This is a genomic window from Saccharothrix sp., assembly GCF_031180885.1.
In the GTDB taxonomy this organism is placed as follows: Bacteria; Actinomycetota; Actinomycetes; order Mycobacteriales; family Pseudonocardiaceae; genus Actinosynnema.
Genome location: NZ_JAPSLK010000004.1, coordinates 1 through 20756, shown reverse-complemented (window position 1 = coordinate 20756; position 20756 = coordinate 1). Strand labels below are relative to the sequence as shown.

General features: G+C 71.3%; 20 protein-coding genes and 1 riboswitch. Of the genes, 8 read left to right on the top strand and 12 right to left on the bottom strand.

The window, feature by feature from the left end:
• Positions 1-23: 23 nt before the first annotated feature.
• The 7 genes from RIN75_RS08330 to RIN75_RS08300 all read right to left on the bottom strand — a co-directional run bounded on the left by RIN75_RS08330 (position 24) and on the right by RIN75_RS08300 (position 9967).
• Positions 24-845, bottom strand: coding sequence for a helix-turn-helix domain-containing protein (locus RIN75_RS08330; RefSeq protein WP_309111464.1), 822 nt, complete (start codon positions 843-845; stop codon positions 24-26).
• 72 nt (positions 846-917) lie between these two features.
• On the bottom strand, positions 918-4532 hold the full coding sequence (metH, locus tag RIN75_RS08325; protein WP_309111223.1) for a methionine synthase: 3615 nt from the start codon (positions 4530-4532) through the stop codon (positions 918-920).
• Positions 4533-4555: 23 nt separating this feature from the next.
• Positions 4556-4634: riboswitch (S-adenosyl-L-homocysteine riboswitch) on the bottom strand.
• A 147-nt stretch (positions 4635-4781) separates the two neighbouring features.
• Positions 4782-5954 (bottom strand): Gfo/Idh/MocA family oxidoreductase, encoded by a 1173-nt coding sequence (locus RIN75_RS08320; protein WP_309111222.1) that lies wholly within the window; start codon positions 5952-5954, stop codon positions 4782-4784.
• Positions 5955-5958: 4 nt separating this feature from the next.
• A complete protein-coding gene (locus RIN75_RS08315) occupies positions 5959-6786 on the bottom strand; it encodes a carbohydrate ABC transporter permease (protein ID WP_309111221.1) in 828 nt (275 codons plus the stop codon).
• Complete coding sequence (locus RIN75_RS08310) at positions 6779-7741, bottom strand: sugar ABC transporter permease (protein ID WP_309111220.1); 963 nt, start codon at positions 7739-7741, stop codon at positions 6779-6781. The genes RIN75_RS08315 and RIN75_RS08310 overlap by 8 nt, the downstream gene beginning before the upstream one ends.
• On the bottom strand, positions 7738-8997 hold the full coding sequence (locus tag RIN75_RS08305) for a sugar ABC transporter substrate-binding protein (protein ID WP_309111219.1): 1260 nt from the start codon (positions 8995-8997) through the stop codon (positions 7738-7740). Before RIN75_RS08305 ends, RIN75_RS08310 begins: the two co-directional genes overlap by 4 nt.
• A gap of 619 nt (positions 8998-9616) precedes the next feature.
• Complete coding sequence (locus RIN75_RS08300) at positions 9617-9967, bottom strand: hypothetical protein (protein ID WP_309111218.1); 351 nt, start codon at positions 9965-9967, stop codon at positions 9617-9619.
• A gap of 98 nt (positions 9968-10065) precedes the next feature.
• On the opposite strand from RIN75_RS08300, the gene RIN75_RS08295 reads away from it, so the two are divergent.
• From RIN75_RS08295 to RIN75_RS08285, 4 genes are all read left to right on the top strand, one after another.
• Positions 10066-10272, top strand: coding sequence for a hypothetical protein (locus tag RIN75_RS08295; RefSeq protein ID WP_309111217.1), 207 nt, complete (start codon positions 10066-10068; stop codon positions 10270-10272).
• 175 nt (positions 10273-10447) lie between these two features.
• A complete protein-coding gene (locus tag RIN75_RS44000) occupies positions 10448-10816 on the top strand; it encodes a multiprotein-bridging factor 1 family protein (protein WP_375295926.1) in 369 nt (122 codons plus the stop codon).
• On the top strand, positions 10728-11306 hold the full coding sequence (locus tag RIN75_RS08290) for a hypothetical protein (RefSeq protein WP_309111216.1): 579 nt from the start codon (positions 10728-10730) through the stop codon (positions 11304-11306). Before RIN75_RS44000 ends, RIN75_RS08290 begins: the two co-directional genes overlap by 89 nt.
• On the top strand, positions 11299-12450 hold the full coding sequence (locus tag RIN75_RS08285) for an MFS transporter (RefSeq protein WP_309111215.1): 1152 nt from the start codon (positions 11299-11301) through the stop codon (positions 12448-12450). Before RIN75_RS08290 ends, RIN75_RS08285 begins: the two co-directional genes overlap by 8 nt.
• Here the strand turns inward: RIN75_RS08285 and RIN75_RS08280 are convergent.
• Complete coding sequence (locus RIN75_RS08280; RefSeq protein WP_309111214.1) at positions 12407-12940, bottom strand: CGNR zinc finger domain-containing protein; 534 nt, start codon at positions 12938-12940, stop codon at positions 12407-12409. The genes RIN75_RS08285 and RIN75_RS08280 overlap by 44 nt on opposite strands.
• Positions 12941-13039: 99 nt before the next feature.
• On the opposite strand from RIN75_RS08280, the gene RIN75_RS08275 reads away from it, so the two are divergent.
• Positions 13040-13897: an alpha/beta hydrolase gene (locus tag RIN75_RS08275; RefSeq protein ID WP_309111213.1), complete on the top strand. Its 858-nt coding sequence runs from the start codon at positions 13040-13042 to the stop codon at positions 13895-13897.
• 42 nt (positions 13898-13939) lie between these two features.
• On the opposite strand, the gene RIN75_RS08270 is transcribed toward RIN75_RS08275, so the two are convergent.
• A complete protein-coding gene (locus RIN75_RS08270; protein WP_309111212.1) occupies positions 13940-14755 on the bottom strand; it encodes a TIGR03619 family F420-dependent LLM class oxidoreductase in 816 nt (271 codons plus the stop codon).
• 59 nt (positions 14756-14814) lie between these two features.
• Here RIN75_RS08270 and RIN75_RS08265 point away from each other — a divergent pair, with 59 nt between their 5' ends.
• Positions 14815-15153: a MerR family transcriptional regulator gene (locus RIN75_RS08265; protein WP_309111211.1), complete on the top strand. Its 339-nt coding sequence runs from the start codon at positions 14815-14817 to the stop codon at positions 15151-15153.
• 28 nt (positions 15154-15181) lie between these two features.
• On the opposite strand, the gene RIN75_RS08260 is transcribed toward RIN75_RS08265, so the two are convergent.
• On the bottom strand, positions 15182-16165 hold the full coding sequence (locus tag RIN75_RS08260) for a DUF3558 family protein (protein ID WP_309111210.1): 984 nt from the start codon (positions 16163-16165) through the stop codon (positions 15182-15184).
• A gap of 84 nt (positions 16166-16249) precedes the next feature.
• Here RIN75_RS08260 and RIN75_RS08255 point away from each other — a divergent pair, with 84 nt between their 5' ends.
• Both RIN75_RS08255 and RIN75_RS08250 read left to right on the top strand, forming a co-directional pair.
• Positions 16250-17161 (top strand): aminoglycoside phosphotransferase family protein, encoded by a 912-nt coding sequence (locus RIN75_RS08255; protein ID WP_309111209.1) that lies wholly within the window; start codon positions 16250-16252, stop codon positions 17159-17161.
• A 4-nt stretch (positions 17162-17165) separates the two neighbouring features.
• Positions 17166-17903 (top strand): MBL fold metallo-hydrolase, encoded by a 738-nt coding sequence (locus tag RIN75_RS08250; protein WP_309111208.1) that lies wholly within the window; start codon positions 17166-17168, stop codon positions 17901-17903.
• On the opposite strand, the gene RIN75_RS08245 is transcribed toward RIN75_RS08250, so the two are convergent.
• Both RIN75_RS08245 and RIN75_RS08240 read right to left on the bottom strand, forming a co-directional pair.
• On the bottom strand, positions 17904-19109 hold the full coding sequence (locus tag RIN75_RS08245) for an acyl-CoA dehydrogenase family protein (protein ID WP_309111207.1): 1206 nt from the start codon (positions 19107-19109) through the stop codon (positions 17904-17906).
• 16 nt (positions 19110-19125) lie between these two features.
• The gene (locus RIN75_RS08240) at positions 19126-20415 is read right to left on the bottom strand and encodes an acyl-CoA dehydrogenase family protein (protein ID WP_309111463.1); all 1290 of its coding nucleotides are present in this window, start codon (positions 20413-20415) and stop codon (positions 19126-19128) included.
• Positions 20416-20756: the final 341 nt, after the last annotated feature.

Sequence of the window (20756 nt, the reverse complement as noted above, 5' to 3'; positions counted from 1 at the left end):
TGGGCCGTCGCTCTTGTAAGAAATCAATCGGCCGGCAGCGGCCAGCCCTCGAACGGGTGATCGGGGTGTTCGCGCAGGAACCGCCGCCGTACTTCGAGGTACCGGGTCGGCGTGAGCCCGGTGAACTCCCGGAACTCGTGGCCGAAGTGGGCCTGGTCGAAGTAGCCCGCGCGACCGGCGAGGTCGCTCCAGTCGACCGGTCCGGCGGGGTCGATCGCGAACACGGTGGCGGTGAAGCGGTAGGCGCGGGCCAGCCGCTTCGGCGTGACGCCGATGAGCCCCTTGAACCGCTGTGCCAGATGGGTGCTGCTGACACCGGCCGCCGCACTCAGGTCGCCGATCGCCACCGCCCCGCCGGCCGCCGCGATGACGCTGCTCGTGTGGCGCACCAGCCCCAGGCCGGTGGTCTCGGACAGCCGTCGCATCAGCTCGTCCTCGAGCAGCGCCAGCATCTCGTGCGGTCCGTGCGCCGTGGCCAGCCGGTCCCGCAACTCCGCGACGGCGGGCCGACCCCAGACCTGCTCCAGGGTCACCGGCCGGTCGCACAGCTCGGCCGCGGGCATCGGCAGGAACGCCGCCGGCCCCCACGGCTTGAAGTGCACGCCCACGGATCGGGTCCAGGGCGGGTAGCCGAAGTCGAACGCGCGGGTGGGCGTGGTGACCACGCAGCCGTCGGCGTACTCGGCCGTCTCGATGTCCGTGCCGGCGCGGATGCGGAACGGCGCCCCGAGGTTGACGATGAGCAACGCCCCGGGCATCGGCGGCAGCGTCAGCCGGGCGTACGGCGGCGCGCCCTCCAGGTGGTAGAGGTCGTCGATCAGCCCGTCCAGCGGCGGTCGCGGCACTCTGGACACGTACTCCACGCGCACAGCATCGCCGACGCCCGGCCGGCACCGCTCGCCGGGACGGTCCGGGGCTCAGTCGATGTCGTAGGCGAGGTTCGGGCGCAGCCAGCGCTCGACCTCCGCCACCGGCACGCCGCTGCGGGTCGCGTAGTCCTCGACCTGGTCGCGGCCGATGCGCCCGACCGTGAAGTAGCGCGCGGCCGGGTTGGCGAAGATCAGGCCGCTCACCGCCGCCGCCGGGGTCATCGCGAACGACTCGGTCAGGCCCAGGCCCACCGCCTCGGCGTCGAGCAGGTCGAACAGCGCCCGCTTCTGGCTGTGGTCCGGGCACGCCGGGTAGCCCAGCGCCGGGCGGATGCCGCGGAACTTCTCCGCGTGCAGGTCCTCCAGCACCGGCTCCGAACCCGGCTCGAACCACTCCTGCCGCGCCTTGAGGTGGATGTACTCCGCGAACGCCTCGGCCAGGCGGTCGGCGAGGGTCTTCACCATGATCGCCCGGTAGTCGTCGTGCTCGGCCTCGTAGCGCGCCGCCAGGGCCTCCGCCCCGTGCACGGCCACGGCGAACCCGCCCAAGTGGTCACCGGCGGGCGCCACGTAGTCGGCCAGGCTCCGGTTGGGGCGGCTGTCGGGCTTGGCGGTCTGCTGGCGCAGCATCGGGAACCGCACCTCGCCCGACTCCGTGTCCAGGACCAGGTCGTCACCGTCGGAAGAGGCGGGCCAGAAGCCCAGCACACCCCGCGCCTGGAACGAGCCCGCGGCCACGATCTCGTCCAGCAGGGCGTTGGCGTCGGCGAACAGGTCGCGCGCCACGGGGTTGTCCAGCACCGCCGGGTACTTCCCCTTGACCTCCCACGCGAGGAAGAAGAACTGCCAGTCGATCATCTCGCGCAGCTCGGTCAACGACGGCTCGACCACCCGCAGACCGGTGAACGACGGCGTCGGCAGGTCGTCGAACGCCACCCGCTCCCGGTTCGCCCGCGCCTGCTCCACGGTCAGCATCGCGACCCGCTTGCGGTCCTCGTGCTGCTGCCGCAACCGCTCCTGCTCGGCCCGGTTGCGCTCGTCCAAGCCATCCGCGCGGTCCGGGTCCAGCAGTTCGGACACCACGCCCACCACGCGGGAAGCGTCGGCGACGTGCACGGTCGTCCCCTCGAACGCGGGCGCGATGCGCACGGCGGTGTGCTGGCGGGACGTCGTCGCCCCGCCGATGAGCAGCGGCAGCTTCACGCCCCGGCGCTGCATGTCCGACGCCACCGCGACCATCTCGTCCAGCGACGGCGTGATCAGCCCGGACAACCCGATCGCGGACGCGCCCTCGGCGATCGCGGTGTCGATGATGACCGACGACGGCACCATCACGCCCAGGTCGATCACCTCGTAGTTGTTGCAGCCCAGCACCACGCCGACGATGTTCTTGCCGATGTCGTGGACGTCGCCCTTCACCGTGGCCAGCACGATCTTGCCGGGACCGGCGGAGGTGTCGATCCGCCCCTCGGCGCGCGCCTTCTCCTTCTCCGCCTCCATGAACGGCTCCAGGTAGGCCACCGAGCGCTTCATCACCCGCGCGCTCTTGACCACCTGCGGCAGGAACATCTTGCCCGAGCCGAACAGGTCGCCGACGACCTTCATGCCGTCCATCAGCGGACCCTCGATGACCTCCAGGGGCCGCGCGGCCTGCTGCCGGGCCTCCTCGGTGTCCTCCTCGATGAAGTCCACGATGCCGTGCACCAGCGCGTGCGCCAGCCGCTCGGCCACCGGGGCCTCGCGCCACGCCAGGTCCACCACCCGCCGCGTGCCGCTGCCCTTGACCGTCTCGGCGTGCGCGACCAGCCGGTCGGTGGCGTCCGGGCGGCGGTTGAACAGCACGTCCTCGACCAGTTCCAGCAGGTCGGCCGGGATGTCCTCGTAGACGGCGAGCTGGCCCGCGTTGACGATGCCCATGTCCAGGCCCGCGCGCACCGCGTGGAACAGGAACGCCGAGTGCATCGCCTCGCGGATGACGTCGTTGCCCCGGAAGGAGAACGACAGGTTCGAGATGCCGCCGCTGGTCCGCGCGCCCGGGCAGCGCTGCTTGATCAGCGGCAGGGCGTCGATGAACGCCTTGGCGTACTCGTCGTGCTCGGCGATGCCGGTCGCGACGGCCAGCACGTTCGGGTCGAAGATGATGTCCTGCGGCGGGAACCCGACCTCGTTGACCAGCAGGTCGTAGGCCCGGCCGCAGATCTCGACCTTGCGCGCGGTGGTGTCGGCCTGGCCGAGTTCGTCGAACGCCATCACGACCACACCGGCGCCGTAGGCCCGGATCGCGCGCGCCTGCTCCAGGAACGGGCCTTCGCCCTCCTTGAGGCTGATGGAGTTGACCACGCCCTTGCCCTGCACGCACTTCAGGCCGGCTTCCAGCACGCTCCACCGCGAGCTGTCCACCATGATCGGCACGCGGGCGATCTCCGGCTCGGTGGCGATGAGGTTGAGGAAGGTGGTCATCGCCTCCTCGCTGTCGAGGAGGTCGGCGTCCATGTTGACGTCGAGCAGGTTCGCGCCACCGCGGACCTGGTCCAGCGCCACGTCCACCGCGCCCTGGTGGTCGTCGGACTCGATCAGCCGGCGGAACTTCTTGGACCCGGTGACGTTGGTGCGCTCACCGATCATCACGAACCCGGTGTCCGCGCCGATCGCGAACGGCTCCAGCCCGCTGAACGCGGTCAGCTTCGACCCGGTGACCGGCTTGCGGCCGGGTTCGAGGTCCTTGACCGACTCCGCGATGCGCGCGATGTGGGCGGGGGTGGTGCCGCAACAGCCACCGACCAGGTTCACGATCCCCGCGCCCGCGAACTCGTGCAGCAGGCTCGCGGTCTCGTCCGGGGTCTGGTCGTAACCGCCGAACGCGTTCGGCAGGCCCGCGTTCGGGTGCGCCGCCGTGTACGCGCCCGCGATGCGCGACAACTCCGCCACGTGCGGGCGCATCTCCGCCGCGCCCAGCGAGCAGTTGACGCCCACCACCAGCGGCTCGGCGTGCTCGATCGACCGCCAGAACGCCTCGACCGTCTGCCCGGACAGCGTGCGGCCGGACAGGTCCACGATCGTCACCGAGATCCACAGCGGCAGGTGCGGCGCGACCTCGCGGGCGGCGGCGATCGCGGCCTTGGCGTTGAGCGTGTCGAAGATCGTCTCGACCAGCAGCAGGTCCACACCACCCTCGGCCAGCGCCGAGATCTGCTCCGCGTAGGAGGCCTTGACCTGGTCGAACGTGACCGCGCGGTACGCCGGGTCCTCGACCCGCGGCGACAGCGAGAGGGTGACGTTGAGCGGCCCGACCGAGCCCGCGACGAACTTCCCGCCGACCTCGTCGGCGGCCTGGCGGGCCAGCCGGGCGCCCTGCACGTTCATCTCGCGCACGAGCGGTTCCAGACCGTAGTCGGCCTGCCCGATGCTGGTGGCGGTGAACGTGTTCGTCGTGGTGATGTCCGCGCCGGCCGCGAGGTACTGGCGGTGGACGTCGAGGATCACGTCCGGCCGGGTCAGGTTGAGCAGGTCCGGGTCGCCGGTGACGTCCTTGGGGTGGTCGCCCGCGATGAGCCCGCCCCGGTAGTCCGCCGGCCCCAGCCCGGCCGCCTGGAGCATGGTCCCCCACGCCCCGTCGAGCACCGCGACCTTCCGGTCCAGCAGTTCCCGCAGCGCCTCGGACATCCGGACTCCTCCCATGGTTCATCACATGGAAGGCGCCCTTGCGGTGGTCCCACCTGGTCGAGCGTGGCGGACGCGGAGTCCGTTGCAGCGCCTCTCGACCAGTGGTCGGGAGCTTAGCAAAAGATCACTCGTGAGCGTCACTCACGGCTACCGCTTCAAGCCACCCGCAAGCGCGCCACCAGCGAAAACACCGAACGAGTGACACCCTAAGGCACCACCGACCGCGATCTCACCATGTGGACGAGTTGTTCATTCCACCTGTCCGCGCTCGTAATACGCCACCAATTCCTCCGCCAACGCGGGCACATCCACCACCACACCACCCGCCCGCAACGACTCCGTCGCCGCACACCCCGTGGCCACCGCCTCCCGCGCCGCCACCGGCGAGGTCAACGTGGCCCCGCCCGCCCGCACGAACCCCAGGAACTCCGCCACGATCCGAGGGTCGGCCCCTCCGTGGCCGCCTTCGGCCTCAGGAATCCGCACCACCACATCGGGCTCCGCGTACCCCCGGTGCCGCCGGTTCCAGACGTGGACCGACGAACCCGGCGTGTCCCCGATGTTCTCCAACCGGCCCTCGGTGCCGATCACCGTGTAGTTCCGCCAGTAGTCCGGCGTGAAGTGGCACTGCTGGTAGGACGCCAGCACACCGTTGTCCAACGCCATGTTGACCATCGACAGGTCCTCGACGTCGATCACCGGGTTCAACCCGGTCTGCGCCAACGGCGGCCAGTTGCCCCGGTACTCGTCCCAGTCGTGCCCCGTCTTGTACTGCGGCGACGCCAGCCGATCCGTCACCCGCCCGTAGACCGACAGCGCACCCATCGCGTTGACCCGCCGCGTGTATCCGCCGGCGAGCCAGTGGATCACGTCCAGGTCGTGCGCGCCCTTCTGCAACAGCAGCCCGGTGCCCTTGGCGCGTTCGGCGTGCCAGTCCTTGAAGTAGTAGTCACCGCCGTGCCCCACGAAGTGCCGGCACCACACCGCCTGCACCTCGCCGATCGCCCCGTCGAGGATCAGCTTGCGCATGGTCCGCACCACGGACATGTGGCGCATGTTGTGTCCGATGTAGACCTTCACACCGGAAGACCGGGCTCTGGCGAGGATCAGGTCGGCGTCCGCGACCGTGATCGCCAGGGGTTTCTCCAGGTAGACGGGGATGCCCGCGTCGAACGCGGCCAGTGCGTGCTCGACGTGCAGGTGGTCGGGGCTGAGCACGAAGACCGCGTCCAAGTCCGCTTTGAGCAGTTCGTCGGCGTCCGGGGTGGTGAAGGCGCCGAAAGTGGATTCGGCCAACTCGCGCCGCTCCGGGCGGGGGTCGGCCACCGCCACCACCGCACTCCCCCGCCCCGGCTGGTGGGCGTGCGCGACCAGGGGCGCGCGCAGCCCGTACCCGATGACGCCGATCCGCAGGTCCGTCAACGCCTCATCCCTTCGAACCGGTGAACGCGATGCCCTCCAGCACGCGCCTCTGCATGACGATGAACACCACGATGACGGGCAGCGTCGCCAGCAGCGATCCGGCCATCAGCACCGGGTAGTCGGTGAAGTGCTCGCCCTTGAGCGTGGCCAGGCCCGCCGACAGCGTCATCTGCTCGGGGTCGTTGTTGACCACCAGCGGCCACATCAGGTCGTTCCACGACCACAGCACGGTCAGGATGCCCAGCGCCACCAGACCGGGCCGGGCCAGCGGCAGCATGATGTGCCAGTAGATCCGCAACGGGTTCGCGCCGTCCAGACCGGCGGCTTCCTCCAAGTCCTTGGGCAGGGACAGGAAGAACTGCCGCAGCAGGAACGTCCCGAACGCGCTGAACACGCCCGGCACGATCAGCGCCTGCAACGAGTTCAGCCACCCCAGCTCCTGCATGATCTGGTACTGCGGGATCAGGAACAGCTGGCTGGGCACCATCAGGACGGACAGGAACAGCATGAAGATCACGTCCCGCCCGGGGAACGCCAGCCGCGCGAACGCGTAGGCCGCCATCGAGCACAGCAGCAACTGGCCCGCGGTCCGCCCGGCCGTCATCAGCACCGTGTTCAGCAACTGCTCGCCGAACGGGATGCTGTGGAACACCTTGGTGTAGTTCGACCAGTCCCACGTCCCCGGCAGGATCGTCGGCGGCACCCGCACCGACTCGCCGAACGACTTCACCGAGGTCAGGAACTCCCACACCAGCGGCGCGACCATGACCAGCGCCCCGACCACCAGCACCGCGTGCACCGGCCACGTCCGCCGGGCCACCCGCTCAGGCATAGTGCACCCACCTCTTCTGCGCCCGGAACTGCACGATCGTCAGCAGCAGGATCACCAGCAGCAGCACGAACGCGATGGCCGCCGCGTACCCCTTGTCGTTGTCCACGAACGCCCGCTCGAAGAACAGGAACACGATCGTCTGGTTCTCGTCGATGGCCGGGTTGCGCAGCGCGGCGCTGTTGGAGCCCAGCATCAGGTAGATGACGTCGAAGACCTGCAACGCGCCGATCGAGGTCAGCACGGTGACGAAGAACGCCGTGGGGCTCAGCATCGGCAGCGTGATGCTGAAGAACTGCCGGACCGGCCCGGCGCCGTCGAGTTCGGCGGCCTCGTAGAGGTCCTTCGGGATGCCCTTCAGGCCCGCCGCGAAGATCACCATGTTGTAGCCGACGGTCATCCAGATGCCCACGACCGCCGTGGCGTACAAGGCGAACCTCGGGTCGGCGACCCAGTGGTGGCCTTCGATGCCGACCAGCGACAGCACGTGGTTGATCAGGCCGATGTCACCGTTGTAGAGCCACCGCCACACCATGCCGACCGCCGCCGGCATGGTGACCACCGGTAGGAAGTACAGCACCCGGTACACCGCCGCGCCGCGCAGCCCCGGCGTGTTGATCAGGGCCGCGAGCACCAGCGAGATCGGCACGCCGAGCAGCACCAGCGCCGCGTACAGCAGCGTGTTCTTCAGCGCTCCCGACACTTCCGGGTCGGAGACGAGCTTGACGTAGTTCTCCGCGCCGATCCACGTGTGGCCGCCGAACGCGCCCCACTCGGTGAAGCTGTAGTACAGCGTCTGGAACACCGGCCAGATGTAGAAGGCCAGCAGGCCCAGGCCGTTGGGCGCGATGAACGCGAAGCCCCACAGCCACTCCCGGCGGCGCAGCCGCTTGCGCGCGGGTCGCCCCGCCACCGCGCGCTGCGGCGCGGCGACGGGGACCTCCTCCAGCGTGGTCACTTCTCCTTGCCCAGTTCCTCGTCCACGGCCTTGGCCAGTTCCTTCGCCGCGTCGGCGACGTCCTTCTCACCGGTCCACGCCTTGAGCAGGAGGTCTTCGGCGTGCTTGGTCCAGGCTGAGGTGTTCTTGGAGCGCGGGAGCGGGACGGAGTTGGGGACCTGGTCGATGAACGCCTGGAGGTTGAACTGCGGGTGCGCCTTGACCCACGTGTCCTGCGTGCCCTGGTAGGCGGAGATCACCGCGCCCGCCTCGGCCTGGATCCGCTGAGCCTGCTTGCCGCTGGCGAACACGGCGAAGTCGGCGGCTTCCTCGGGGTTCTTGGACTTGGCGTAGGCGACGTTGGCCAGACCGTGGATGACGACCGCCTGCTTCTTGCCCTTGGGCAGCGGGGCGACGTCGACCTTGCCGGTCAGGTCGGCGTTCTTGGCGAACCCGTTGGCTTCCCACGACCCGCCGTAGTACATGGCGACCTTGCCGGAGGAGAAGAGCTGCGTGGGCTCGGTGTCCGACATCTGCTGGACCGTCGGTGAGGAACCGGCCTTGATGAGGTCCACCCAGAACTTCAGGCCCTCGATGGTCGCCGGGTCGCCGAACCCGGACTTCTTGCCGTCGTCGGAGATGACCGTGCCACCGGCCTGGAAGATCGTGTTGTAGTAGTTGGCCTGCGAGTCGGCGGGGGCGGCGATGCCGTACTGGCCCTTGGCGGGGTCGGTGAGCTTGGCCGCGGCGGCCTTGAGGTCGTCCCACGTCCAGGTGGCGTCGGGGTGCTTGACGCCGGCCGCGTCGAAGAGGGTCTTGTTGTACCAGAGGCCGATGGTGTCGTAGTCCTTGGGCAGGCCGTACTTCTTGCCCTCGAACGTGTAGAGGTCCACCAGGGACTTCGGGTAGGCGGCGGTGTCCGCGCCGGCGGCGGAGATCTGCTCGTCCAGCGGCTGGAGGACGCCTTGGGCGGCGTAGAGGCCGATGCGCGGGCCGTTCATCCAGAACACGTCGGGCGCGCTGCCGCCGGTGACCGCGGTCTGGAGCTTGGTCCAGTACTCCTTGTTGGCGGTGAGCTGGACCTTGACGGTGACGTTGGGGTGGGCCTTGGTGTACTCCTGCGCGATCTTCTCCATCGCGGGCTGCTGGTCCTTGTCCCAGATCGCGTAGGTCAACGTGACCGGACCCCCGTCCGAGCCACTTCCGCCACCACCACAGGCCGCGGCGCTCACCACGACTGTCGCCGCGGCGAGCACCTTCCACCACCGGTTGCTCATGTGCACTCTCCTCGCGCCAAGGGGGGTGCGTGACGTTGTCGTATGTCACACACCACGTTGTGCTTGCGGGGCACACTATGTGCGCATTCTTGCGCGGTCAACGGGTGTTTATTACAACTTCGCTCATCACGGAGGGTGCTTTGCGCAGCTTCGAGCGTGATCACGCGTAGGGTTGCTCCACGTGGGACCGGTTCAGAAGCCGACCGAGCACCCCAGCAGGGACCCGGCGGAGGCTCGCGAGGCGGCCCAGGGCGAACGGGGCTGCGCGAGGCAGGCCGGAGCTGGCAGGGGCGCGCGAGGCAGGCCGGAGCTGGCAGGGGCGCGCGGGGCTGGCGGGTGCGCGAGTCGGGTGAGGTCGGCGGGGTCACACGCGAGGGAGGCGGGGTGCGAGGCGGGCGGAGCGGGCGGAGTCGGCGGGGCCGTGCGAGGCGGGCTGGCCGCCGGGGGTCATGCGCGAGGCGGACGGGCGCGGGTCAGGCGAGGCGCGCGAGGTCGGCGAGGCGCGTGGGTGTGGGTGAGGGCGGCCGGGTCGGCGGGGCCCGCGAGGGTGGTGAGGGCGGCGGGGTGGGCGGGCGGCAGTGGTGGGCGGGGCGGAGCTGGGTGGGCGAGGGTGTTCGGGTCAGGCGGAGAGGTCGCCCAGGTCGAGGGTCAGTTGGCCGGGTAGGCGTTGTGGGGCTGAGGAGTGGCGGCGGGCGTCCAGGCACAGGCCGCAGTCGACCGGGTCGGTGGTCGGGAAGTAGACCTGCCACCACGGACGGCCGGCGGCGAAGTAGCCGGCGTGGCAGTCCGGCGCGGGGATCTCCACGCCGCGCTCGTCCAGCACGAAACCCGCCCGGTGCACCGTCCTGTTCCGCCCGATCCGCAGCCCTCGCCCGCGGAACTGGTCGGCCGCCCACGCCTCGCCGGGCACGCCGGGGTGCGGGTCGAGGTCCGGGCCGGGCGCCGGGTCGCCGAACAGCGGGAGGGTCACGCCGTCGATCGTGCCTACTTTCTTTCGCGCCCGCCAGGCAACCGGGGTAGAACAGGGACGCAAGGACCCGCACCGGACACGACGAAAGGGGCTCGACCATGGGCGTCGAGGACGAGGTCTTCCGGCACGCCGACGCGGTGGACCTCCCCGAGCGCGACACCGTCGACCAGCGCACCCCGGTCGACCCGGACGCCGAGCCCGACGACCTGGAACCGCTGGGCGAGGCGTGGCTGCACGCCGACCCGGCCGACGTCGCCGACCAGCAGCGCGTCGTCCCCCTCGACGACGAGCCCGACCCCGTCTAGCGCCGACCGCCCGACGACAGCGCCGACCGCCCGACGACAGCGGCGGCCGCCCGAGGACGGCGGGGGCCGCCCGAGGACGGCGGCGATCGACTGAGGACCAGGACCAGTACCCGGCTGTTGGACGCTCGCGCGGTTTCGGGGCCGGGAAATACGCGAGCGTCCAACGGCGCCGGTAGTGCGCCCCGCGACATGTCAGCGCGCGGGTGGAGTCCGCCGTAGGCTGCGGGATTCGCGCACGGCCGCCGGTTTGACCCAGGCGGGACTCGGCAATCTCCTGGGCTACCACCACTCGCTGATCAGCAAGGTCGAAGCCGGTACCCGTCGGCCGCCACCCGATCTCGCCGCCCGGTGCGTTGATCTGCTGCACGACCGCGAGTTGTTGGCGCTGTGGTCGGCGGTGGAGGACGAGCGGCGTGCGGAGGGTCGGGACGCTCGAGGCTCCCGGGGATGCGGCGGTGGACTTCCTGGCTTCGCTGCTGGAGGCGCGGGTGCACGGCGCGAGCGGGGACGAGGTGTCGTGCCTGCGCGCGTTGGAGCGGGCTGAGCGGTTGTCGCCGGATCTGCGGACGTTGCCGTCGCGCCAAGGGTTGATGCTGCTCGACGCCGGGCGGGCCGCGTGCTTCCGGGACCTGGCGGTGCGGCGTGACGCGACGGGGCGTGACGCGGCGGGGTTGGCGGCGCGGGCGGTGGAGTGCGCGCCGGAGGCGTTGCGGAGGACGCCGGTAAATTCGCGGTCGAGTCGGGCGTTGTTCAGCGTGCGGTTGGCGGACGCGTACGCGTGTGCGGCGGAGCCCGAGTCGGCGGTGGCGGCGGCGCAGGCGACGGTGGCGGCGGCGCAGGCGACGGTGGCGGCGGCGCAGGCGACGGTGGGTGCGCCGTGGGGTGGTGACCTCGTGCGGCGGAAACTGGTGGGGTTGAAGCAGCGGTTCGTCGCGGGGTGGGGCGGGTTCGAGAGGTTCGGCGGTTCGCCGCCCTCATCCGCTAGCCCGGGTCGCGGGACCGAGGGGTCCGGCTCACGATGGGCGTGTGGGTGACAGGTTGTTCACCAGTGGGTTCGTGTTGCTCACGGTGGCGGATCTGGGGTACTTCACGGCCACCGGGGTGGCCGTCTACACGTTGCCGCTCTACGTCACCGGGCCGTTGGGCGGGGACGAGGCGGCGGCGGGGGTGGCGTTCGGGGCATTCGCGATCTCGGCGTTGATCCTGCGGCCGTTCGCGGGGGTGTTGTCGGACCGGCTGGGTCGGCGGCCGTTGCTGGTCGGTGGCGCCTTGCTGTGCGCGGTGGGGATGGGGTTGACGGCGTTGGCCGGGTCCACGGCCGTCGTGGTGGGGTTGCGGTTGCTGTTGGGGGTGGCGGAGGCGGCGTTCTTCGTGGCGTCTTTCGCGGCGCTGGCGGACCTGGCCGGGCCGGCGCGGATGGGCGAGGCGCTCAGCTACAACTCGTTGGGCCTGTACCTGGGGTTGGCGTTCGGGCCGCCGCTGGGCGAGGTGCTGGTGGAGCGGGGCGGGTTCGGGGCGGCCTGGGTGGGCGCGGCCGGGCTCAGCGTGGTGGCGGCGGTGTTGGCGGCGTTGATCAGGGGGACGGGCGGGGAGCGCGGGCACGCCGGGCTGCGGTTGGTGCACCGGCCGGCGGTGGCGCCGAGCATCGGGTTCTGCGCGTCGTTGGCGGCGATCGGCGGGTTCCTGGCGTTCGCGGCGCTGCACGCGCGGGACGTGGGGCTGACGAACACCAGCCTGCCGTTGTTCGTCTACGGGATCGTGGTGGTGATCAGCCGGATCGCGTTCGCGCGGGTGCCCGACCGGCTGCCGTCGCTGCCGCTGGCGGCCGGGGCGCTGGCGTCGATCGGGCTCGGGTTGGGGCTGGCGGCGGTGTGGGGCACTCCGGTCGGCCTGGTCGCCGGGACCGTCCTGCTGGCGTTGGGGGTCACGTTCAGCACGCCCGCGTTCTTCTCGGCCGTGTTCGCCACCGCGCGCCCGCACGAGCGAGGCGCGGCGTCGGGCACGGCCAGCGCGTTCCTCGACCTCGGGCTGGGTGGCGGGCCGATGCTGCTGGGGCTGGTGGCCCGGTCGGCCGGTATCCCCTGGGCATTGGCCGGGGCGGGGCTGATCGCACTGCTCGGGTGCCTGTGGACGCTCACGCTTGTGCGCGCTGCCGCCCGTGGTGCCGGCGCGCCTTGAGGCGGTTGCCGCACGCGGTCATGGAGCACCACTGGCGGCGGCCGGTGCGCGAGGTGTCCACGAAGTGCAGGACGCAGTCCGGGTTGGCGCACTTGCGGATGCGGTCGGGGGACTCGGCGCGCAGGCGGAGGTAGTCGCGCAGGCACACCCAGGCCGCGTGCCACGCCGGGTCGGCGACGTCCGGGTGCTCGGCGTCGACGGTGAGGCGCAGGCGGCCGTGGTCGAGCAAGGTGTCCAGGGCGGGCAGGTTCGCCTCGTCGGCGATGGCGGCGACCACGGCCTCGCGGGTCTGCCGGAGTTCGGCGCGGGGCACGGGATCGGTGGGCAGGCCGTGGTCGGCGAGCCAGGCGCGGGTCAGGTCGTCGTGGTCGAGGACGTCGTACCAGGTGGTGCCGGTGATCCACCGGGTGTTGAGGAGGTCGATGCCCAGGGGCTGGTCGGCCAGCGGCCGTTCGGGCCAGTCGTGGGCGCGCAGCGCGTCGGTCAGCACCCGTCCTCCTAACCTTTTTCAGACGCTTGACAGGTTAGCACGGGCCGTGCTTGGGTTGATCTAACCGTTCTGAGCGACTTGAACAGTTAGGTAAACGCCATGACGACCTACCACCACACCGACATCGACGGCCTGAGCGTGTTCCACCGGGAGGCCGGGCACCCGGACGCGCCCGCCATCGTGCTGCTGCACGGGTTCCCGACGAGTTCGCACATGTTCCGGCACCTGATCCCGGCCCTGGCCGACCGCTACCGCGTGATCGCGCCGGACCACATCGGGTTCGGGCAGAGTTCCGCGCCCTCTGTCAACAGCTTCGACTACACCTTCGACCGGCTCACCGAGGTGACGACCGCGCTGCTCGACCGGCTCGGTGTGCACCGGCACGCGCTCTACGTCCAGGACTACGGCGCGCCGATCGGCCTCAAGATCGCCTCGCGGCAGCCCGAGCGGGTCAGCGCGATCGTCACCCAGTCCGGCAACGCCTACATGGAGGGCTTCACGCCGTTCTGGGAACCCCTGTTCGCCTACGCCACCGCCCCCGGCCCGGACACCGAGCCCGCCGTGCGCGCACTGCTCACCGCCGACGCCACGCGCTGGCAGTACACGCACGGCGTGAAGGACGTGAGCCGGATCAGCCCCGACACCTGGTCCCACGACCAGCCCCTGCTCGACCGGCCGGGCAACGCCGAGGTGCAGCTCGCGCTGTTCCGGGACTACAAGAACAACCTCGACGCCTACCCGGCCTTCCAGCAGTACTTCCGCGACAGCCAGGTGCCGCTGCTGGCGGTGTGGGGCCGCAACGACGAGATCTTCGGGCCGGACGGGGCCACCGCCTACCGCCGCGACCTGCCGGACGCGGAGATCCACCTGCTCGACGCCGGCCACTTCGCGCTGGAGGACCAGCTCGACACCGTCGCCGGCTACACCCGCGGCTTCCTGGGCCGCGTCCTGGGCTGACCGGTTCCCGGGGTGGCGGGCGGCTCCGCCACCCCGCGGGGTTCAGCGCACGGCTTCGGCGAACTCGGCCATCCGGTCGGCGAACCCGTCGACCGGGCTGAACCACACCGCGACCGCTTCCGCCCCGGCCTCCCCGAAGGCCCGCGCCTCCTCGACCACCTTCGCCACGTCCCCGCTCGGATAAGCGATCCGCACGGTCGGCCTCACCGGCCGGTCCGACCACGACCGCAGGCGCGCCAGCCGCGCGGCGAACCCGTCCGGGTCGACCCCCACCGCCTGCCACTCGTCCCCGAACCGGGCGGCCCGGCGCACGGCGGCGTCGCTCATCCCACCCACGACGATCGGCACGCGCCGCCGGGGCCGCGGCTCGAACACCCCGGTCTCGTAGCCGTGATAACGCCCCTCGAACGGGCCTTCACCCTCGAACAGGTGCCGCAGCAACCGGATCGCCTCGTCCGTGCGCGCACCCCGGTCGGTGAAGTCCGAGCCGACGCTCGCGAACTCGACCCGGTCCCACCCGACCCCGATGCCCAGCGCGAACCGCTCACCGGACAACCGGTCCAGCGTCGCCACCTGCTTGGCCAGCACGAACGGGTCGCGCAACGGCACCACGAGCACGGACGTGCCCAACTCGATCGTGCGCGTGCGGGCGGCGATGTAGGACAAGGCGACCAGCGGTTCGTACACGCCGCCGTACGCGTCCATCCCGTACGCGCCCGGCGGCAGGACGTGGTCGGGCAGGTAGACCCGTTGGTAGCCCAGGGTTTCCGCGTGCGCCGCCAGCTCGGCGAGCCGTTCCGGCGGCATGTCCGGCGACTCGTCGGGCAGCACGACCTCCAAGGCGAAATGTTCGACCATGCTCCGACGTTAAGCACTGACACCGGTGTCAAGGTCAACACGCTCTCGGGGGGCGTCACATGCTGATCGGCGATCTGTCCGCGCGGACCGGGGTGAGTCCGCGGCTGCTGCGGTACTACGAGTCCCAGGGCCTGCTGGAGACCTCCCGCGCGGCCAACGGCTACCGCCACTACGACGACACGGCGGTCACCACCGTGCGCCAGATCCGCGCGCTGCTGGGCACCGGGCTGTCCACGCAGGTGATCCGCTCGCTGCTGCCGTGCACGTACGGCGACGAGGCCCGGGTGGGCCTGTGCCCCGAGGTGCGCGCGATCCTCACCCGCGAGCTGGCCGCGCTGGACGAGCGCATCGCGGACCTCCAGCAGTCGCGGGGCGCGCTGGCCGCCTACCTGCCCTGAACCGCGCCGGCCGCCTACCTGCCGTGAGCTACTTGGGCAGCTTGGCCCAGGCTTCGGCGGCGATCTCCTTGACCGCCGCACAGGCCTGGTCCGCCGGGGTGCCCGAGGGCAGGGTCACCGTGACCACCGCCAGTTCCTGCAACCCGCGCTCGAACGGGATGTGCGTGGTCTCCGCCGCGCAGAACGCCACCGAAGAGGCGGAGGACCTGATGATCACGGTCGGGCGGCCGGCGACGTCCTCCCGCACGGTGTTCTCGCCGCCGGGCTCGGTCGGCTTGCCGACCGCGTAGGTGACGCGGGCGCGGGGCGTGGACAGGCGGCCGTCGTTGCTCCACCGGCACTGGTGGGCGGCCGGGTACTCGTGGGCCTTGGGGCTGGTCAGGCCGGGCACCTTCGCCAGGCTCGCCCGCACCGCCCCGCACGCCTCCAACCGCCCCACGGACTTCGCCCCGAACTCGCGGTGCTCGACCTTCTTGTCCAACACCCGGTCGGCGACGAGTTTCGCGGCGTGGTCGGCGATGCGGCACATCTCGGCCGGTGACGCCGAGTCCGAGCTGAAGTTGTCCACGCTCACCGACAGCGTCACCAAGTCCTCGAACACCAGCAGCCGGGCGCACCGGATCGCCTCCTCGGGCTCCTCGACGATCCGCAGCTCCTTGTAGTCCTCCGGCTTCCCTTCCAGCTCGCGCTCGGAGCCGACCTGGTCCAGCGACCCGAACTGGAGGTCGAGGCTCGTCCCGCCGGAGGTCTTGACGGTGAACCGGCAGGAGTCCAGCGACTCCGGCGGCTCGGCCGTGACCTGGCCGAACCGCTCCACGTCCCGGGTGTCGAGGTAGCCGCACGGGTCGACCGCGGGCAGGTCGCCCAGCAGGCTCTTCGCGGTGGCCGTCGCCTTCTCCCGCGTCGTGGGGTTGGGCACCGGCACGGGCGAACCGGTGATTTGGGTGGTGCACGCGCTCACCGCGACCGCCAACCCCACTGCGACGGCAACCCGCCGGAACGCCCTGATCATGCGCGCAGCCTAGGTGACCCCGACCCCGCGCAGACCCACAACGCGATCACCGATCCGCATCAGCCGGGTAGTGTCGGGACAACGATGATCTCCTTCGACATCCCCGACGCGCTCGTCCGGTCGCACCGCTCCCCCGAAGGCCGCGCGTGGCTGGCCGCGCTGCCCGCGTCCATCGCCGAGAACCTGGAAACGTGGTCGTTGCGCCCGGACGGCCCGGTCCGCAACGGGATGGCGTCGCTCGTGCTGCCCGTCGTGCGCGCCGACGGAACGCCGGCCGTGCTGCGGCTCCAGCCGCCCACCGAGGAGACCGCGGGCGCGTTGGCGGGTCTGCGGGCCTGGGACGGCGACGGTGTGGTGCGCCTGCTGGACCACGACGCCGGCGGTGGCGTGATGCTGCTGGAACGCCTGGACGCCACCCGCCCGCTGTCGTCGGTCGCCGACGACGAGGAGGCGCTGACCGTCCTGGCGGGCCTGCTGGCCCGGCTGACCGCCGTCCCCGCGCCGCCGGGCCTGCGCCGGCTGTCCGACATCGCCGCCGCCATGCTCGACCAGGTCCCGTGGGCGGTGCGGCACCTGGGACCCGAGGACGCGGCGCTGGTCCGCACGTGCGCGGCGGCGGTGGCGGAGGTGCTGCCCGAGCCGGGTGACCGGTTGCTGCACTGGGACCTGCACTACGACAACGTCCTGGCGGGCGAGCGGGAACCGTGGCTGGCGATCGACCCGGAGTCCCTGGCCGGCGACCCCGGCTTCGACCTGCTGCCGGCGTTGGACAACCGCTGGGAGGCCGTGGCCGGCGACGTGCCCGGAGGCGTCCGCCGCCGGTTCGACCTGCTCACCGACGCCCTGTCCCTCGACCGCGACCGGGCGACCGCGTGGACGTTGGGCCGGGTGCTCCAGAACGCGCTGTGGGACGTCGAGGACGGCAAGCCCGCGCTGGAACCGGTGCAGGTCGCGATCGCCACCACGCTGCTCGCGCCGCGCCGCCGGCTAGGGTGACCTGGTGCACGTGACGCGGGTGAACGACCGGGTCCACATGGTCACCGGGACGAACGTCAACTGGGCGCTGGTGTCGGACGGGTCGGCGCTGACCCTCGTGGACACCGGCTACCTCAACGACTCCGCCGCCCTGCTCGCCTCCATCGAGTCCATCGGGCACCGCCCCGAGGACGTCACCGCGATCCTGCTGACCCACGCCCACCTCGACCACATCGGCGGTGTCCCGACCATGGCCGGCCGCTTCGGCACTCCCGTCATGACCGGTGCGGAGGAGGCCCGGCACGCGCGCCGGGAGTACCTGGAGCAGATCACACCGCTGGAGATGCTGCGGCTGTGCGGGCACCGGGCGAGCCGGCGGTGGGTGTTCGACACGGTGCGGGCGGTGTTCCCGCGGATCAGGATGTCGCTGTCGGAGGTCACCGTCGTCCCGCCGAACGTGCCGCTGGACGTGCCGGGCGGCCTGGTGGCGGTGCCGACACCGGGGCACACCAGCGGGCACACCGCCTACCTGATGCCGTCGACGGGTGTCCTGTTCAGCGGCGACGCGCTGGTGACCGGCCACCCGACGTCCCGCCGCGGCGAGGGCCCGCAGCGCCTGCCCGAGGTGTTCAACACCTCCGAGCAGGGCGCCGCGGACGCCATCGCCTCACTGCGGGACCTTCCGGCCGACACCCTGGTCCCAGGCCACGGCGGCCTGGCCCGCGGCCCGCTCAACGGGATGGTCGACCAAGCCCTTCGGTGATCACTTCAGCTCGGCGGACGACTTGCCCAGCAGCCGCCGGGCCACGATGAGCTGCTGGATCTGTTGCGTGCCCTCGAAGATGTCCAGGATCTTCGAGTCGCGCGCCCACTTCTCCAGCAGGGACGTCTCGCTGTACCCGGTGCTGCCGGCCAGTTCCACGCAGCCCAGGGTGACGTCCGAACCGGTCCGGCCCGCCTTCGCCTTGGCCATGGAGGCCTGGAGCGAGTTCGGCTTGCGGTTGTCGGCCATCCACGCCGCCTGCAACGCCAGCAGGTACGCGGCCTCCCAGTCGGCCTCCAGCTTCAAGAAACGGGCCGCCGCCGCGTGCTGGGAGTTCGCCGGGCGGTCGTAGTCGACCTCCACCCCAGCCTCGGCCAACACCCGCCGGGTCTCCTCCAACGCCGCCCGCGCCACGCCGACGGCCATCGCGGCCACCAGCGGGCGGGTGTTGTCGAAGGTCTGCATGACGCCGGCGAAGCCCTGCTCGGTGTTGATCTCCGGGCTGCCCAGCAGGTTGTCCTTGTGCACGCGCACGTTGTCCAGGCGGAAGTGCGCGGTGTCGGAGGCGCGGATGCCGAGCTTGTGCTCCAGCCGCACCAGTTCGAAGCCGGGCGTGTCGCGGTCGACGACGAAGGACTTGATCGCGGCCTTGCCCAGCGACCGGTCCAGGGTCGCCCACACCACCACGCAGTCGGCGCGCTCCCCCGCCGTGACGAAGATCTTCTCGCCGTTGAGGACGTAGTAGTCGCCGTCCTTCACGGCGGTGGTGCGGATGGCGCCGGAGTCGGAACCGGTGTCCGGCTCGGTGATCGCCATCGCGGCCCACTTGCCGTGGTACCGCTTGAGCTGCTCGTCGTTGGCGACCGACGCGATGGCCGCGTTGCCCAGGCCCTGGCGCGGCATGCTCAGCAGCAGGCCGACGTCACCCCAGCACATCTCGATGGTGCCCAGCAGCAACTGGAGGTTCGAGCCGTTGCGGTTGCCGTCCTTGGACTTGTCCGAGGCGCGCCGCACACCGCCCGCGCCGGCGCCGCCGCCGGCCGCGGACAGGCCGTCCAGCAGCGCGGCGAGCATGTCCAGTTCCTTGGGGTAGGTGTGCTCGGCCTCGTCGTACTTGCGCGAGTTGGGCCGCAGGAACTCCGCGGCGGCCTGGTGCGCCTGGTCGACGAGCTGCTCGAACTTCTTGGGAACTTCGAGGTTGATCATGATTACCTTTCCGCCCTCAGACGAGGACGACGCCCTCGGCCAGCCCGACCGCACGCAGGTCCCGGTACCACCGCTCGACCGGGTGTTCCTTGACGAACCCGTGCCCGCCCAGCAGTTGCACCCCGTCCAAGCCGATCTTCATGCCCTTGTCCGCGCACAGCGCCCGCGCCAGCGCGGTCTCCCGGGCGAACGGTTTGCCCTGCTCGGCACGGCCGGCCGCGCGGTAGGTGACCAGGCGCATGCCCTCCAGCTCGATCGCGATGTCGGCGACGGAGAACGCGACGCCCTGCCGGTGGCTGATCGGCTCGCCGAACGCGACCCGGTCGTTGACGTAGGGGATCACGTAGTCCAGCACGGCCTGCCCGGTGCCCACGGCCAGCGCGCACCACCCGAGCCGCGACAGCCGCACGCAGTCCGCATAGGACTTCTCGTCGCCCAGCAGGGCGGTCGCGGGCAGGGTGACGTCGTCCAGGTGCAACCGACCCATGCCGGCGGCGCGCAACCCCATGCCGGGGTCGGCCTCGACGGTCAGGCCCGGCGTGCTCGACTCCACCAGGAACAGCGCCGGGCCACGACCGGCGAGGTCGGCGGCCACCACGAACAGCTCGGCCTTGGCGGCGTCGGGCACCATGGCCTTGACGCCGTTGAGGACGTACCCGCCGCCGGACCGGTGTGCCTTGGTGCGCAAGGCGAACGGGTCGAACAGCGGGTGCGGCTCCTGGATGGTCAACGCGGCGGCGGGGACGTTGTCGCCGGTGAACGCGGGCAGGTACGTCGACTGCTGCCCCGCGTCGCCCCACAGGGTCAGCGCGGTGCTCACGGCGGCGGGCGCGAGACACGCCACCGCGAGACCCATGTCCCCGTGGGCCAGCGCTTCGGCGATGAGCACACCGCTGACCGCGGACCGCTCGCTACCCGCGCCACCCAGTTCCTCGGGGACGCCGACCAGGCTGACGCCCAACTCGTTCATCGCGGCGAGGACCTCGGGCGGCGCGGCGCAGGCGGTGTCCGCGTCCGCCGCGACCGGCCGGAGCTGTTCGGCGGCGAACTCGCGCAGCATCTCGATGATCATCTGCTGCTCGTCGGTCGGCGTGATGTCGAACAACCCCTGCTCGGGGCGGTTCGGCAACCGCGCGGGCTTGCCGAGCTTCTGCACCGCGCCGAACCTGCGCCCAGCGGCGGCGACGGTCCGGAACCCGCTCTTGGTCGCCTCGTACACCCCGCGCTCGACCGGCTTGCGCAGCCCGAACCGGTCCAGCACGTCCGACGCGGCGACCCGGTTGAGGACGGCCAACGCCATCCCCATCGGGTCCCGCCTGCCCTGCCCCGTGGTACTCGCCACCGCGACACCCCTGTTCCACACCCGACGGCTATCTACTTCAGAGTAACCTACTCGGGAGTAGATACGGGAGCCCCCGCCACAACCGCACCCGCCGACCCAACCGGACACCCACCACCGGCCGCGTGCTTTTGCGCCGCAGGCGCTGCTTTCGCTCGGGCTATCAGCCACAGGAAGGGCCTCGGTTCGTCCCCCGTACGGCCCGGGCGCAGCCCAACCGCGCTTCGCTCCTCTTCGCAACCACGCTTCACCGGTTGCGAAGAGGAGCGAAGGGTGGTTGCCTCCGGCAGGCCGTACGGGGGACGAAC

Coding starts and splice junctions, on each gene's coding strand:
- RIN75_RS08270 (WP_309111212.1), bottom strand. CDS start 14,755: ATGGTCGAACATTTCGCCTTGGAGGTCGTGCTGCCCGACGAGTCGCCG.
- RIN75_RS08260 (WP_309111210.1), bottom strand. CDS start 16,165: ATGATCAGGGCGTTCCGGCGGGTTGCCGTCGCAGTGGGGTTGGCGGTC.
- RIN75_RS08275 (WP_309111213.1), top strand. CDS start 13,040: ATGACGACCTACCACCACACCGACATCGACGGCCTGAGCGTGTTCCAC.
- RIN75_RS08305 (WP_309111219.1), bottom strand. CDS start 8,997: ATGAGCAACCGGTGGTGGAAGGTGCTCGCCGCGGCGACAGTCGTGGTG.
- RIN75_RS08315 (WP_309111221.1), bottom strand. CDS start 6,786: ATGCCTGAGCGGGTGGCCCGGCGGACGTGGCCGGTGCACGCGGTGCTG.
- RIN75_RS08240 (WP_309111463.1), bottom strand. CDS start 20,415: ATGGGGATGGCGTTGGCCGTCCTCAACCGGGTCGCCGCGTCGGACGTG.
- RIN75_RS08265 (WP_309111211.1), top strand. CDS start 14,815: ATGCTGATCGGCGATCTGTCCGCGCGGACCGGGGTGAGTCCGCGGCTG.
- metH (WP_309111223.1), bottom strand. CDS start 4,532: ATGTCCGAGGCGCTGCGGGAACTGCTGGACCGGAAGGTCGCGGTGCTC.
- RIN75_RS08295 (WP_309111217.1), top strand. CDS start 10,066: ATGGGCGTCGAGGACGAGGTCTTCCGGCACGCCGACGCGGTGGACCTC.
- RIN75_RS08255 (WP_309111209.1), top strand. CDS start 16,250: ATGATCTCCTTCGACATCCCCGACGCGCTCGTCCGGTCGCACCGCTCC.
- RIN75_RS08245 (WP_309111207.1), bottom strand. CDS start 19,109: ATGATCAACCTCGAAGTTCCCAAGAAGTTCGAGCAGCTCGTCGACCAG.